Source organism: Hydrogenophaga sp. (assembly GCF_030656115.1).
Classification (GTDB): domain Bacteria; phylum Pseudomonadota; class Gammaproteobacteria; order Burkholderiales; family Burkholderiaceae_C; genus Hydrogenophaga.
Genome location: NZ_JAUSOO010000079.1, coordinates 1 through 14219, shown reverse-complemented (window position 1 = coordinate 14219; position 14219 = coordinate 1). Strand labels below are relative to the sequence as shown.

Below are 14219 nucleotides of genomic sequence, written 5' to 3'. Positions count from 1 at the left end.
CCGTGCTGACCGTTGCGTACTTTGACGGGCTGGGGTTACCAAGACTGTCCTGACCTCAAACTCTCGAACCGCCCGGTGCGGACCCGCATGCCGGGTGGTGTGGCAGGGGTGCAGCCGATAATGGCTGCCCCCTATGCCGATCCCGCGCGGGCGTGTTCTCAACCGCCACCGTACATCTGCTGGGGCAGCCACAGAATGACCTGCGGGAACATGAAGCACAGCGCCACCATGGCCATCTGCAGCAACACGAACGGAATCACGCCGATGTAAATATCGCGGATGGTCACGCCCTTGGGCACCGCACCCTTGAGGTAGAAGAGCGAGAAGCCCACCGGCGGCGTGAGGAACGAGGTTTGCAGCATCAGCGCCACCAGAATCAGGAACCAGGTCATGTCCAGCCCGGCGAGTTTGATCACCGGGGCCAGCAGCGGCAAGATGATCAGCACGATCTCGAACCAGTCCAGGAAGAAGCCGGCCACAAACACCACCAGCAGCACCACCAGCACCAGGCCGGTGGGGCCCAGACCCAGGCCCTTGAAGAACTCGGCGATCAGCTCGTCGCCACCGATCAGGCGCAACACATAGGCAAACACCGTGGCGCCGATGAAGATGGCGAAGATGAAGCAGGTGGTGAGCGTGGTCTCAATGCCCACCTGGCGGATCACCGACCAGCTGAGTTTGCGGTTGGCCGCAGCCAGCAAGATGGCGCCAAAGGCACCCAGGCCCGAGGCTTCGGTGGGTGTGGCCACACCAAAGAAAATGGAACCCAGCACCAGCAGGATCAGGCCAAACGTGGGCAGCGTGGACAGGAAGGCAATGCCCACCTGGCGGGCTGTGAGCTTCTCGGCATCGGCCGGGCGCGGCGGCACCAGGTCGGGGCGCACAAAGCCGACGATGATCACGAACACCATGTACAGCAGGCCCAGCGCCACACCGGGAATGAGTGCGCCCATGAACAGGTCGCCCACCGAGACCGACACCTGGTCGGCCATGAGCACCAGCATGATGGACGGCGGAATCAGAATGCCCAGCGTGCCCGAAGCCGCCACCACGCCCGAGGCCAGTGCCTTGTTGTAGTTGTTCTGCAGCATGATGGGCATGGACAACACGGCCAGCAGCACCACCGACGCGCCCACAATGCCGGTGGACGCCGCCAGCAGAATGCCGATGACGATCACCGTCAGGCCCAAACCGCCTTTGATGCCGCCAAACACCTTCACGAAGTTGCGCATCATGGTGTCGGCCACGCCCGAGCGGTCGAGCATGAGGCCCATGTAAACAAACATGGGCAGCGAGACCAGCACCCAGTTCGACATGATGGCGTCGAACCGGTCCACGATGCCCGAGAACTTGGCCCAGCTCGTCATGAGGAAGGTGTCCAGCCCGAACTGATCGCCCAGAAAGATGCCCAGCGCGGCAAAACCCAGCGACAGAATGCCCAGCAGCCAGGCCACCGGGTAACCGGTGAACAGCGCCAGGATGAAGGTCACCATCAGGCCGATGGCGAGGAATTCGTAGAAAGGCAGCACGGGTCTTCTCTCTTTTATGCGTTGTGGGTGGTGAAGAGCGCGGCCCATACCCGGGTCAGCCGACTCACCGCGGCCAGGGCGAGCAAAACAAACGCGGTGACCAGGAAGGACTTGATGAACCAGCGGTAGGGCAGGCCGCCGGCTGCGGCAGACACTTCATTGAGTTGGTAAGAAGACCAGAAAAACGGAATGGAATACCAGATCACCACACAGCAAAAAACCAGCAGGCCGGCCAGGCCGAAGAGCTCGATCCATTGGCGGGTGCGCTGCGTGAAACGCTCGGCCAGCACGTCGATGCGTACATTGCGTTCCTTCACCTCGGTGAACGAAATGCCCAGCATGAAGCCAATGGCGTAGAGGTGCCATTGCAACTCTTCCATCATGATCGAACCGGCGCCAAACACGTAACGGGCCACCACCTGGATCACGATGACGAGCACCAGGATCAGCCACAAGGCGGAGGCGAGTTCGCCGAACCAGGTCACGACCCGGTCGGCCGCCCGTGAAAAGGCGGTGGTGGGCAGGGCAAGGCCCGAAGGCCCTGCTTCCAGCGGGGCAGCGTTGTGCGTCATGTTCTTCATTTCAATGTCCTTCTAAGCGATCAACGCTGCCCGTCTCATCCGTGCCTTACTTGTGGTCGCGGGGCAGGTAGCCCAGGTTGTGCCAGGCGCGGTTCTTGTTCTGGAAGGCCGACATGCTGTCGTACACCTTCTTGAACATCGGGTCCTTGGCGGACTCTTCGGCCAGCACGTCCTTCGAGGCTTTGGCAAACGCGTCCAGCATGGTCTTGTTGAACTGGTGCAGCTTCACGCCTTCGCGCTCGAACTTGGCCAGGGCTTCGCCTTGCAGGGCTTCGGCTTTGGAGATGGCCATGGTCACGCCCGCCGTGCAGGTGGTTTCGATCTGGGCCTGGGTCTGCGGCTTGAGCTTGTTCCAGGCCGCCATGTTCACGTACAGGAACTGGTTGGTGGACGGCTGGTGCCAGCCCGGCAGGTAGTAATGTTTGGCCACTTTGGAGAAGCCCAGCTGGTCGTCCACCGTGGGCAGTGAGAACTCGGTGCCGTCGAGCACGCCTTTTTCCAGCGCCTGGAACAGCTCGCCACCGGGCAGCATGGTCACCGAAGCGCCCAGTTTCTGGTAGATCTTGCCGCCCAGTGCGGCAGCGCGGAACTTCAGGCCCTTGAGGTCGTCGGGCGAGTTGATTTCCTTGCGGAACCAGCCTGCCGCTTCGGGGCTGATGGAGCCGCAAAAGATGGGGTAGACGTTGTGCGGCTTGAAGGCTTCTTTGAGCAGCGCATCGCCGCCACCGAAGTACATCCAGGCCGAAAACTGGGGCGTTTCCATGCCGAAAGGCAGGGCGCCGAAGATGGCCGACACCGGCACCTTGCCCAGCTCGTAGCCCATGAAGCTGTAGCCCGCTTCCACCTTGCCAGATGAAACCGCATCAAAAATACCCAGCGCAGGCACCAGCTTGCCGGGCTCAAACACTTGCAGGTTGACGGTACCGCCGGACACTTTTTTCAGTTGCTCCGACACCCAGGGCATGGTGTCGCCGAGTGCGGTCAGGTTGGATCCAAAGGCCATGGGAATACCCCAGCGCACGGTTTCCTGTGCGGTGGCGGGCAGGGTCATGGCGACCATGGAGGCAGCGAGTGCCAGGGCTTTCAAGGGGTATTTCATGGTGAAGGTCTCCGTTCAGTTTTCGATGGACACAAGAGCAAACCGCAGTGGCTTTTCAGCCGCCAGGCGATCTGACTTTCGCATGGGCTCAAGCCCCGGTGTGGGCTGTTTGCCGCGCAAACGACCCAACCCACACAAACCCGCCTGAGGCCAGTTAGTAGAACCGCTTGACCAAATGTTTTGGGTGCGCAGCGGCTAAGGATTTACCCTAGGCGGGCGTTTTGAGCGGGTTTTGGCGCCTGTAGCAGCGCATCAGCCGGGCGTTTTCGGCGCGCATTTCCAGGCTGTTTTGAGACCGCTTTCGGCGGGTCCACAAGAGTGAAAAACGCCGGTTTGACAGACCCTGCAGGTCATCCGATCTTGAGCCCCGGGCGTGAATGATTTTTGTCAGTCGGTTGAAGAAGTTTCACTCCCCAGGGGTCTCTGGGAGTCGTGCAGGCGACACTCCGCAGGCGTACGGCCTGTCCAGCCTGTGAATGCGCGGATAAAGCGCTTCCCATGGTGAGCGCCTAGCAGGCCAACGTGGCCCGCAACCCAAACTTGGCGCCGCTTGCAAACCCGCACCGCCTGCATGCGTTCCAAGGTCAGTAGCCACCGTGGCTCTCCGGAAGCGCGACGGTCACATGCCATTGCTTCATGTCGAAGTGATGCGTGAAATATCCGGGCTAGACTGGATTTGAACGGGAGAAGGGAAAACCATGAAGAACATCTTTATCAGCTACGCAGCCGACGATCCCGTGTGGGACCAAGCTTCGGTTCTTGAGTTGGCTCGGGCCATTGATGCCGTTGGGGCCAAGGTCGTTTGGGATGTGCGACATCAGGCGAGCCAAGGCCGAAAACTTTCGCTTGCCGAGTGGCGCGACTGGATGAACAGCGCCTTGGAGGACTCGCACCACGTTTTGTGTCTTGCCTCTGAAAAATACGCGGCTTTGTGGAAGCGCGACGAAGCCGCTATGGGCGGTTTTGGGGTGGCGCACGAATCAATCCGCATGAACAACAAGCTCTATTTCCAGAAAAGCCGCAACCATGGATGGATTGCCACGGTCAGGAAAGACGGAGCGCAAAGAGCCTGCATTCCGGATGATCTGCAATACGACTGCTCCGATTACGAATGGCCGAAGGATCGCGACATGTTGATGAGCCATGTCTCGGCCAAGGCTCAGCCGCAGCCTATACCCGCGCCTGTCATGACCCAGCACGCGCCTACCGAATCCGTCGCAGCCTCCGCAATCCAAGCACCGAATCCGCTGGCGCACCAAAAGGCACACAGCATTGAACTGTTGGCCGCGTCCACCGAATTGCAAGCGGCCACCAGCGCCTCGGACAACCTGAAGGAATGGGCGAAACCAGCAAGCCTTGACAGCCCTGAAAAGCTGGTCGAGTGGATCATGCAGTTACCCATCGAAGACCTGTCTCGAACGATGAGGGAGCTGCGCAACTGCTACGCAAAAGCTGCTAAGGCATGCAAAGACGAAGCCAGCAAAAACGCAGCAGCCTCGGCCACCGCAGCCCTGTACCTGCTTTGTGTGTGCCGCATGGTTGCCATTGATACCCGCGAGCAACTGGTGCCGGTGCCGGGCATGGAAGACGATGAAGCGGCCGTCAAACTCATGGCCAGCATCGTGTCGGTGGTGTTGGCCGGGGGGCGCTTGCGCCTTCAATCTGCTGCGGCCAATGGAATCCCGCTGGCCGAAGGTACGTTTTCGGCCCGGCTACAGGGCTTTTCGTCTGATGACGAGTTGGAGCGCGCCCTGTACGCCACCGTTGTTCTGAGCGCTGACGCCACCAACGCTGGGCTCAAGACCGGACCGCTCACTCAACAGGAATACGCCGATTTGCAGCAGGCATTGGAAGACATTCGCAATGTGGGCACCGAGTTGCAAGCCCTTACGCTGGTGGTTTTGGGTTCGCCACCCAAACCCGGGCACCGTTTTCGTCTGGCAGAAGATTTACAAGTCCCGCTGTTTCATACCGCTGATGAGGTGGCGATTCAGGTGCTGGGAATGCCCCCCGCGAAGCTGATTTCACAGCTCAAGGCGCTTTGGAAAGATGTGGGCTCCGACATCCGCCCCGCCAGTCCATCCGCAGGCCATGCGGCCCAGCCCCCTTGGCAGGAGATGCTGGCCTTGCTACAGCAGTTGGTAGCGCAAACGAAAGGCAGCACCGACGCAACCACACTTCAAAATCAACTCGCCGAGCTGGAAACCGCCCGCACGACGGGCACGAAGCCCAGCCGGGATTTGTTGGCCAGTACGAGGCGTACTGTCGAAGGGCTTAACAAAGTGGGTGACGGTTTTTCTGATCTGGTCGTACGGGCCATCAAGTTTCTGGAGTACTTTCAATGACATCGCACACCACACCCAGCAACCCATTCACCCAGTTCAAGGGCCACGAAACGCAACTGAAAGCGGATGACCAGTTTGACGAAGCCTTTCACCGTTGGAGCCAGCCCGAACTGGATGCGCTGGCGCTGGCCTGGGCTGCGCGCAGACCGCTGCTGGTGCGCGGTGAGCCCGGCAGTGGCAAAAGCCAGTTGGCGCGTGCGGCTGCCGCGTTGCAGCAAGCTGGCCCGCCTTTGGTGCAAGTGATTCACCCCCGGTTTGAACCGCGCGATTTGCTCTACCGCTACGACACTTTGCGCCGCCTGTCCGATGCCAACGCGCCGTGCGGCCTTAAACCCGACGGTGACTATGTGAAAGAAGGCGTTTTGTGGCGCGCTTTTGAAAAAGCCCAGCAGCCTGATGCCAGGGTGACGCTCTTGATTGACGAAATCGACAAGGCCGATGCCGATGTGCCCAACAGCCTGCTCGATGTGCTGGGGCATCGCAGCTTCAGGGTGGACGAAGCGCCCGACAAGCCGACACCCAAACCCGCACCGGGGGTCATGCCGCTCATCATCATCACCACCAACGAAGAGCGGGAACTGCCCGCTGCCTTTGTCCGGCGTTGCGTGGTGCTCAACCTGAACCCGCCTTCGGACGATGCGGGTTTGCTGGCGTGGTTGAAAGCGCGGGTCGATGTGCACAAGCCGGTGCTCCAGAATCTGGCACCCACGGTGGTTGACCGTGCGCTGCGCCAGGTGCTGGCCGACCGGGCCGATGCCCGCCGTGCCGGTTATCCCCCGGTGGGGTTGGCCGAAGCCTTGGACTTGCTGACCGCGCTGGCAAACATCACCGCCCATGTGCCAGAAGAACAGCGCGAGGCCGAACAAAACCATTGGCTTGACCGGCTCAGCGCCTACGCCTTGGTGAAAAACGCCACCACCGACCCCGGACAGCGTCGCCCGCCGGTTGCAGCGCCGAAAAACCCAACCCACACCCAGCCCGACTGAAACCATGCGCGCGCAAACCGGACGAGCCGACCTGCTCCGTGCCCTGCACCTGGGCTGCACGGGGCCACTGCCGCTGATGCACGACGACCAGCATTGCTGGGGTTTCTTTGCGCGCGAAGCAAGCCCATGCACAGCGGAGCTACATGTCCCGATGGGCACCGTAACGGGCCAAATGACGGTCGGTTCACCTGCTGCACCCGCGCCACCCTTTCGCAACCCGCTGCGCATGCCCGAGGTCTGGCTGGCGACCCTGCACGAAAGAGAGGAAGAAGAGGAAGAAGACGACGATGCAACCGAAGCCGCACGCCCCATCGACAGCGCTGAACTGCTGCCGCCCGATGAACCGCAGGTGGCGTACCAAGACCTGGTGCCGCTGCCCCGCTTGCTTGGCGCGCTGGAAAAAGCCTTGTCCCAGCTGCAACACCGTAGCCTGCACCTGCCTGCGCTGGTGCAGGCGGCGGCGCAGCGGCAGTGGCCCAACCGCTTGCCCTTGCAGCCCAGGTCGCGCTGGTGTCCCGAGCTGATCGTGGCGCTTGACTTCAGCATGGCGCTCTACCCGTACCGGCACGACATGCACCGGGTGGTGGCCTTGCTGCGGCGGCACTTTTCCCAAACAGCCCTGCGCGTGTGGGTTGGTGAATGCGGCCCCCACGGCGCTTGGCGACCCTACCCCATGCAAACCGCAGCGCCAGCCGCAGCCGCACGGGCCAAAGCATCGGCTTTTCCGTGGCCCAAACAGGGTGAAGCCCTGCTGCTGCTGTCAGACTTGGGCCTGCTGAGTGCCAGCACCGCAGAAAACCCGTGGCAGGCCTGGTTGAAGCGGGCCAGCGTGTGCCCGGTGGTGTTGGCCCCTTGGGCGGCAGGCGATGGGCTGGCGCACGCGGCGGGCACGGCCCGTGTGCTGCGCTGGAGCCCCGACAGCCGCTTGCAGCCCGAAAGCCTGCGCACCGGCCAGCCCCAGCCCCAGCACGCTGCCGCCCTGGATGCCGCATTGGCCGAGCTGCTGGCCAGCGTGGCCGCCTTCCGGCGTGTCGATCCGCCCCTGCTGCGTGCGCTGCGCAGCCGCCTGCACGCATCGGCACAAAACGCCTCCTTGGAAGGCCGGTTGTGGGCGCACCCCCATGTTTCCGCAGGACACTGGGCCGCCATTGGCCGCAGCCACGAAGCGCATTACCGCGAAGCCTTCACGCGCAGCCCCGCCGAACACAAAAGCCTGGTGCATGCGCTTGCCCAGCAGCACCACGCCCACTGGCCGCGCGCCCTGGCGGCGGTGGAAACGCTGCGCTGGCTGGCCTGTTCTCGAGACCACTCCGGGTTTTCCCCCGCACTTGATGAGGTGCGGCATTTTCTGGACCGTCTCTTGGCCTCGACACAACAAGGCCCGGACGCCGCCGTGCAGCAAACCGTGGCCTATTTGCTGCGCAACGCAGACGATGCCTGCCACGACCTGGCGGGCGATTTGCTGCACCGCTTGTCGCAGAGCGTTGACGTCCCCGGCCATGAACCCATGGCCTGGGTGCTGATGCAGCGCGGCCCAGGCCTGTGGCTGGTGCCGCAACAGGCTGCCACCCCACCCGGCGTGGTGCTGGTTCAAAACCTGGGGCAAGCCGCGCCAGGGCAAAGCGTGCTGTGGCAGACCAACACCCTCAGCGTTGCGCTCAAGCTGTCTAGCAACCCTATGCCCTTGCCAGCGCCCGAACAAAATGCACGCCTGTGGCTTGGCGGAAATCAAACCCATGTGCGGCGGCAGCCCAGATTTGTGGGCATTGATGCCTGGAGCCAAAGCGGGCAAGGCGCAAAAGCAGCGGTCACTCTGCCGTGGGGCGAGCGGGCCGAGTTTTCTGCCGCATTCCCGCGCAGGGTGTGGAGTGATCTGCGGGGGCAGAGTGTGAGGGCGGTGCTGAGCCAAGACACACACGGCATTCGACTGGAGATCAGTCTGGAGCAAGGCGTGCCGCAACCTGTGGTCATGGGTTTTCGCTACCTTCCCCCCGGCACCTTCCTCATGGGCTCGCCCGAAGGCGTTGGCTACAGCGACGAGCACCCCCAACACCCGGTCACCCTGACGCAAGGCTTCTGGCTGGCCGACACGCCCTGCACTCAGGCGCTATGGACAGCGGTAATGGATCGAAATCCAAGCCACTTTCAAGGAGGCACCGATGCCGCAAAGCGTCCGGTGGAAAACGTGTCTTTTATTAACGTAAACGCCTTTTTGAAAAAGCTCAAAGTTATGTTGCCTAAGGGCGTGCAGCCCGCCTTGCCTACCGAAGCTCAGTGGGAGTACGCCTGTCGTGCTGGCACACAGACGGACTACTGGTGGGGCAATGAGCCCGATGACAGCCTGGCCAACTGGAACCGTATCAACCAAGGCACTACCCCGGTCAACCACCACCCACCCAATCCTTGGGGCTTGTGCGATATGCATGGCAATGTGTGGGAGTGGTGTGCCGATGATCGGCGTGGCTATACGGACGAACTGGCGGTGAATCCCATCGGCTCTATACAGACCCAGATCCGATCTGTGCGCGGCGGTTCGTGGTTTTTCCGCCCTGGATTCGCCCATTCCGCTTCCCGCAGTGCGAGGGGTCGCGGCGACCACGACCATTTTCAGGGTTTCCGTTTTCTCCTGAGGTCTTCTAGCCTAGCCCCGGAGGGCACCCCATGAGCTACTGGCCGAAAGACGTGGAACACCGCGCCCCGCTGCACGACTTTCCCCCCGCCTGGGCCAGCGCCTGGGGCGACGACCGGTACGGGCTGTGGGCCGACTTGGTGGTGGGCGGCGTGGCGCAGCGCATGCGCTGGATTGAGCCCTCCATGCCCGGTGGGTTCTGGATGGGTTCGCCGCAGAAAGAACGCGATGCGATCCCGGACAAACGCGTGCGCCTATGGGCCAATGAGCGCGAAAGTGAACCCCGCCGTGTGTTTGTGGCTCAGGGGTTCTGGCTTGCCGATACACCCTGTACGCAGGCCTTTTGGCTTGCGGTGATGGGCAGTAAGAATCCGAGTTACTTTCATGAGGTGGATGATGTGGCGCGCCGCCCTGTGGAAAGGGTCCCTTTTGACGATGACCTAGAAGGCCCTGGGGTGAGTGCTTTTCTTCAGGCTCTGAACCAGCGCTTGCCCGAACCCAGGGCGGCGCTCCCCAGCGAAGAGGAATGGGAATACGCCTGCCGCGCCGATACCTTGACGGCATATTGGTGGGGTGACACCTTTGACCCAGAGCACGCAAACGTCAACCACACGGGCAAGAAGAATTGGAACACCAACGAAGGCACGACTCCGGTAGGCCGCTACCCGCCCAACCCTTGGGGCTTGTACGACATGCACGGCAATGTGTGGGAGTGGACTTCGTCGCCCTGGCGCGAGCGCTTAGACGGTAACAAGGGCCTGACCCCCCCATTAGCCCATGTTGTGCGCGGAGGTTCGTGGATTTTTCACCCCGGTCGCTCCAGATCTGCCACTCGCTATAGGTGGCCCCTTGGTGACCGCGATCGCGATCAGGGTTTTAGGCTGGTCCTGAGGTGTTTCAGCTCATTACCATAGGGTCTAGCCTGAGCTCCTGGCAGGGCACTCTACGCACCCGCCACAAAAACTCAATACCCCTGAAACAAAAAATCCAGCGCCGCTGTGATGTCGGCCTGCCGTTCGGCCAGCGAGGTCACGGGTGCTTTCAGCACCCGCAGCGGCACGGCGGCCAGCTTGGGGGTTTCCAGCAAGAAATCCTCGCCGTGGATGCTCAGCACGGGTGTCAACCGGTCTGGGCGTTGGACCGCCGGAAAGTGCCGCAGGCTGCGCAGGGGAATCACCACCCGGGTGCCCAAGCCATCGAGCAGCGGGCTTTGCACATCCAGCAGGTAGGGCGTGGTGTGGGCGTGGGTGCCGGTGTTGGCGTACACATCAAAGCGGGCCATCAAAAGCTCCGCCACTCGTCGAGCGGCAGGCCCTCGTTGTCGAGGGTGGCGTTGAAGGCGGCAATGAAGTCTGCATGCGCCTCGCGCCATCGGCGCTCTTGCTCGCGGCGCACCACCTCGCGCAGGTGCTGGTCGCAGACTTGCGAGATGTTGATGTTGAGGCGCCTGGCCGTATCCAGCACGTCGGTGCTCAGGCTCAGGTTGGTGGCGCGCTTACCGCTTTTTTCTGAGCGGTGGTGGGTGCTGGTGGTGGCGGACATTGAACTCTCCATGCGCAGGGTATGTGCGCATCTTATCCTGCGCATGCCTAGGTGTGGGTAGGTGGGGATGGGCTTTTGAATGCGTCCGACAAGCCTGGATGGTGGCGCCGTGGCATCAGCCGTGCGTGCGCCACTCGCTCGGCGCCAGGCCGGTCCAGCCTTTGAAAGCGCGGATAAAGCTCTTTTCATTTTGAAAACCGGCCGCTTCGGCCACCTGCTTGACGGGTTTTGACGTGCGTTGCAGCAAGTCCACGGCGCGCGCGCACCGCACCTCGTCTTTCAGCGCTTGCAGCGAGGCGCCTTCATCTTTCAGCTGGCGGTGCAGCGTGCGGGCCGACAGGCCGAGCTGTTCGGCCAGGTCGTGGGCGTTGTGGGCGTTCAGCGGTTGGTTTGTCAGCACCTGGCGCACGCGCTGCACCAGCAGGCGGTCGCGCCGGTAGGGGCGCACGGTCAGGGGCAGGGCGCGCTGCAACATCTGGTTCATGGCGGCTTCGTCGCGTTTGATCGGCAGGGCCAGGTAGCGGGCGTCAAAGCGGATGCTGGCCGGGCCGGCGTTGAAGTCGGTGGGGCCGTCGAACAGCACGCCGTAGGCGGCTGCGTGGGCCGGTGGCGCAAACGGGAACTGGGCGCCCAGCAGCGGCAGGCGCGAGTCGATGAGCCAGCAGGCCAGGCCGTGGATGTTGCGCAGCAGCGAGACCAGGCAAAACTCGCGCAGCGCGCCGCCCGGGGCGATCGGGCCTGCGGTGCGGTGTTCGGTGATGCCGATGCGGGCCACCGGCCCGGCCGTGTCCAGCGCGAGCGTGATGTCATCGGTCAGCAGGCGGTGGTGGCGGCACCAGCGCTTGAGCGCCAGGCCCAGCGTGGGGGCCGACAGTGAGGCGCGCGCCAGCAGGCCGTAGCTGCCCCAGGGCAGCGGGCGGGCAAACCAGCCCAGGGCTTCGTCGTTGAGTTCGCGCATGGCCGCACCCGACACGGCCTCCATTTGCGCCGTGGTGATGCGTGCGCCCGCATCGGTCAGCAGCGCTGGCGCAATCTGTGCCAGCGCCAGCGCCTGTGCCGGGCTTTTTCCCTGTTGCGCATAGGCCTGCGCAATGGCCTGCACAAAAGCCATGGGTGTGGCCGCTCGGGCGGGGCGCGGGTGCGCGGCGGGTGTGGGTGCCAGCGGGGCCGGGTGGTGCGGGTTTGCCATGGGTGTCAGTGTGCCCGGATCGTGGCACGATTTGCAACCATTCTGGCAAGCCGTTGGCGCGCCCGGCGCCTATGCTTGCGCTTTGTGCGCGACGCGATCACGGACCGTTCGCGGCACAGCCCCCGAGGAGACATTCCCCATGAGCGAGACCCGTTCTACCGCACCGCTGGTGCGCAGCCAGGCGCAGGGCGCGACCGACGTGCCGCTGATCGAGCAGACCATTGGCGCGTTTTTTGACGCAATGGTGGCGCGCCAGCCCGAGCACGAAGCGCTGGTGAGCGTGCACCAGCGCCAGCGTTACACCTACCGCGAACTGAACGAAGCGGCGCACCAGCTCGCCAGCGCCTTGCTGCGCCAAGGCCTGCAGCCGGGTGACCGGGTGGGCATCTGGTCGCACAACAACGCCGAGTGGGTGCTGATGCAGCTGGCCACGGCGCAGGTGGGCCTGGTGCTGGTGAACATCAACCCGGCCTACCGCACGTCTGAAGTGGAATACGCGCTGAACAAGGTGGGCTGCAAGCTGCTCGTCACCATGGCGCGCTTCAAGACCAGCGACTACCTGGGCATGTTGCGCGAGCTGGCGCCCGAGTGGGCGCACGGCCAGCCGGGCGCGCTGCAAGCGCAGCAGCTGCCGCACCTGCGCACCGTGGTGTGGATCGACGAGCCGGAGCAGGGCGCTGAAGAGCCGGGGCTGTTGCGCTTTTCTGCGCTGCTGGCACAGGGCGACGCCGCCGACCCACGTGTGGCGCAGGTGGCGGCCACGCTCCAGGCCACCGACCCGATCAACATCCAGTTCACCAGCGGCACCACCGGCTTTCCCAAGGGCGCCACGCTGACGCACCGCAACATCCTGAACAACGGCTTCTTCATCGGCGAGTGCATGCGGCTCACGCCCGCCGACCGGCTGTGCATCCCCGTGCCGCTGTACCACTGCTTTGGCATGGTGCTGGGCAACCTGGCCTGCTTCACGCACGGCGCCACCGTGGTCTACCCGAACGACGGTTTCGACCCCCTGACCGTGCTGCAGACGGTGCAGGACGAACGCTGCACCGGCCTGCACGGCGTGCCCACCATGTTCATTGCCGAACTGGACCACCCGCGCTTCAACGAGTTTGATTTGTCCACCCTGCGCACCGGCATCATGGCCGGCTCGCCCTGCCCCACCGCCGTGATGCAGCGCGTGGTGAGCGACATGCACCTCTCGCAAATCACCATTGCCTACGGCATGACCGAGACCAGCCCGGTGAGCTGCCAGAGCAGCACCGACACGCCGTTGAGCAAGCGCGTGTCCACCGTGGGCACGGTGCAGCCGCACCTGGAAGTGAAGATCGTCAACCCCGACAGCGGCGAGGTGGTGTCGCCCGGTCAGTCGGGCGAGCTGTGCACGCGCGGTTATTCGGTGATGCACGGCTACTGGGACGACCCGGCCAAGACGGCCGAGGCCATCGACGCCGAGGGCTGGATGCACACCGGCGACCTGGCCACCATGGACGCAGAGGGTTATGTGAACATCGTCGGCCGCATCAAGGACTTGGTGATCCGTGGCGGCGAGAACGTGTACCCGCGTGAGATCGAAGAGTTTTTGTACCGCCACCCGGCCGTGCAGGACGTGCAGGTGGTGGGCGTGCCCGATCCGAAATACGGCGAAGAGCTGTGCGCCTGGATCATCGCCAAGCCCGGCCAGGCGCTGGACGAAGACACGGTGCGGGCCTTCTGCAAAGGGCAGATTGCGCACTACAAAGTGCCACGCTACATCCGTTTTGTGGACAGCTTCCCCATGACCGTGACCGGCAAGATCCAGAAGTACAAGATCCGCGATGCCATGAAGGACCAGCTGGGACTGGCCGAACCCACCACAGCCTGAGGTGGGCGCCTGCTGCGCCGCAAGCCTCCTACACAAACCTTCCCGAAACAACACCATGACCGTCCTAGACACCCAGCTCAACGCCCGCTCCGCCGACTTTCAGGCCAACGCCGCCGCCATGCGCGCGGTGGTGGACGACCTGAAAGCCCAGATTGAAAAAGCCACGCTCGGCGGCGGCACCGCTGCCCGCGCCAAGCACACCGCGCGCGGCAAGCTGCTGCCACGCGACCGGGTGCAGATGCTGCTGGACCCGGGCACACCGTTCCTGGAGCTGAGCCCGCTGGCCGCGATGGGCATGTACCCGGACCGCGACGGCAGCGACAGCGCGCCCTGCGCCGGGGTCATCGCCGGCATTGGTCGGGTCAGCGGTGTGGACTGCATGATCGTCTGCAACGACGCGACGGTGAAGGGCGGCACCTACTACCCGCTGACCGTGAAAAAACACCTGCGCGCCC

The 14219-nt window shown here is 63.4% G+C and carries 12 protein-coding genes; 6 read left to right on the top strand and 6 right to left on the bottom strand.

The window, feature by feature from the left end:
- Positions 1 to 158: 158 nt before the first annotated feature.
- The 3 genes from Q7J58_RS11260 to Q7J58_RS11250 are packed head-to-tail and all read right to left on the bottom strand — an operon-like array spanning position 159 to position 3209.
- On the bottom strand, positions 159 to 1529 hold the full coding sequence (locus Q7J58_RS11260) for a TRAP transporter large permease subunit (RefSeq protein ID WP_304827697.1): 1371 nt from the start codon (positions 1527 to 1529) through the stop codon (positions 159 to 161).
- A gap of 14 nt (positions 1530 to 1543) precedes the next feature.
- On the bottom strand, positions 1544 to 2110 hold the full coding sequence (locus Q7J58_RS11255) for a TRAP transporter small permease subunit (RefSeq protein WP_304827694.1): 567 nt from the start codon (positions 2108 to 2110) through the stop codon (positions 1544 to 1546).
- A 46-nt stretch (positions 2111 to 2156) separates the two neighbouring features.
- On the bottom strand, positions 2157 to 3209 hold the full coding sequence (locus tag Q7J58_RS11250) for a TRAP transporter substrate-binding protein (protein WP_304827692.1): 1053 nt from the start codon (positions 3207 to 3209) through the stop codon (positions 2157 to 2159).
- A gap of 698 nt (positions 3210 to 3907) precedes the next feature.
- Here Q7J58_RS11250 and Q7J58_RS11245 point away from each other — a divergent pair.
- From Q7J58_RS11245 to Q7J58_RS11230, 4 genes are read left to right on the top strand one after another with little or no spacing between them, the layout of a single operon-like run.
- Positions 3908 to 5554, top strand: coding sequence for a toll/interleukin-1 receptor domain-containing protein (locus Q7J58_RS11245; RefSeq protein ID WP_304827688.1), 1647 nt, complete (start codon positions 3908 to 3910; stop codon positions 5552 to 5554).
- Positions 5551 to 6540 carry a MoxR family ATPase gene (locus tag Q7J58_RS11240; protein ID WP_304827685.1) on the top strand — a complete coding sequence of 330 codons (990 nt, stop codon included), beginning with the start codon at positions 5551 to 5553 and terminating at the stop codon, positions 6538 to 6540. The genes Q7J58_RS11245 and Q7J58_RS11240 overlap by 4 nt, the downstream gene beginning before the upstream one ends.
- Positions 6541 to 6544: 4 nt before the next feature.
- Entirely contained in the window at positions 6545 to 9205 is a 2661-nt protein-coding gene (locus Q7J58_RS11235; RefSeq protein ID WP_304827682.1) for a formylglycine-generating enzyme family protein, read from the top strand.
- Entirely contained in the window at positions 9202 to 10083 is an 882-nt protein-coding gene (locus Q7J58_RS11230; protein ID WP_304827679.1) for a formylglycine-generating enzyme family protein, read from the top strand. Before Q7J58_RS11235 ends, Q7J58_RS11230 begins: the two co-directional genes overlap by 4 nt.
- A 50-nt stretch (positions 10084 to 10133) precedes the next feature.
- On the opposite strand, the gene Q7J58_RS11225 is transcribed toward Q7J58_RS11230, so the two are convergent.
- From Q7J58_RS11225 to Q7J58_RS11215, 3 genes are all read right to left on the bottom strand, one after another.
- On the bottom strand, positions 10134 to 10451 hold the full coding sequence (locus Q7J58_RS11225) for a CcdB family protein (protein ID WP_304827676.1): 318 nt from the start codon (positions 10449 to 10451) through the stop codon (positions 10134 to 10136).
- The gene (locus Q7J58_RS11220; RefSeq protein WP_304827673.1) at positions 10451 to 10711 is read right to left on the bottom strand and encodes a type II toxin-antitoxin system CcdA family antitoxin; all 261 of its coding nucleotides are present in this window, start codon (positions 10709 to 10711) and stop codon (positions 10451 to 10453) included. The genes Q7J58_RS11225 and Q7J58_RS11220 overlap by 1 nt, the downstream gene beginning before the upstream one ends.
- Positions 10712 to 10826: 115 nt before the next feature.
- Complete coding sequence (locus tag Q7J58_RS11215; RefSeq protein WP_304827700.1) at positions 10827 to 11822, bottom strand: AraC family transcriptional regulator; 996 nt, start codon at positions 11820 to 11822, stop codon at positions 10827 to 10829.
- A gap of 217 nt (positions 11823 to 12039) precedes the next feature.
- Here Q7J58_RS11215 and Q7J58_RS11210 point away from each other — a divergent pair, with 217 nt between their 5' ends.
- The gene (locus tag Q7J58_RS11210; protein ID WP_304827670.1) at positions 12040 to 13764 is read left to right on the top strand and encodes an AMP-binding protein; all 1725 of its coding nucleotides are present in this window, start codon (positions 12040 to 12042) and stop codon (positions 13762 to 13764) included.
- 55 nt (positions 13765 to 13819) lie between these two features.
- Positions 13820 to 14219: carboxyl transferase domain-containing protein (locus tag Q7J58_RS11205; RefSeq protein ID WP_304827667.1), on the top strand; the 400-nt coding region annotated here is incomplete at its 3' end.

What these genes read in the sequence shown, in the direction of transcription:
- Q7J58_RS11255 (WP_304827694.1), bottom strand. Translation starts at nt 2,110, where the DNA reads ATGAAGAACATGACGCACAACGCTGCCCCGCTGGAAGCAGGGCCTTCG.
- Q7J58_RS11250 (WP_304827692.1), bottom strand. Translation starts at nt 3,209, where the DNA reads ATGAAATACCCCTTGAAAGCCCTGGCACTCGCTGCCTCCATGGTCGCC.
- Q7J58_RS11245 (WP_304827688.1), top strand. Translation starts at nt 3,908, where the DNA reads ATGAAGAACATCTTTATCAGCTACGCAGCCGACGATCCCGTGTGGGAC.
- Q7J58_RS11240 (WP_304827685.1), top strand. Translation starts at nt 5,551, where the DNA reads ATGACATCGCACACCACACCCAGCAACCCATTCACCCAGTTCAAGGGC.
- Q7J58_RS11235 (WP_304827682.1), top strand. Translation starts at nt 6,545, where the DNA reads ATGCGCGCGCAAACCGGACGAGCCGACCTGCTCCGTGCCCTGCACCTG.
- Q7J58_RS11230 (WP_304827679.1), top strand. Translation starts at nt 9,202, where the DNA reads ATGAGCTACTGGCCGAAAGACGTGGAACACCGCGCCCCGCTGCACGAC.
- Q7J58_RS11225 (WP_304827676.1), bottom strand. Translation starts at nt 10,451, where the DNA reads ATGGCCCGCTTTGATGTGTACGCCAACACCGGCACCCACGCCCACACC.
- Q7J58_RS11220 (WP_304827673.1), bottom strand. Translation starts at nt 10,711, where the DNA reads ATGTCCGCCACCACCAGCACCCACCACCGCTCAGAAAAAAGCGGTAAG.
- Q7J58_RS11215 (WP_304827700.1), bottom strand. Translation starts at nt 11,822, where the DNA reads ATGGCTTTTGTGCAGGCCATTGCGCAGGCCTATGCGCAACAGGGAAAA.
- Q7J58_RS11210 (WP_304827670.1), top strand. Translation starts at nt 12,040, where the DNA reads ATGAGCGAGACCCGTTCTACCGCACCGCTGGTGCGCAGCCAGGCGCAG.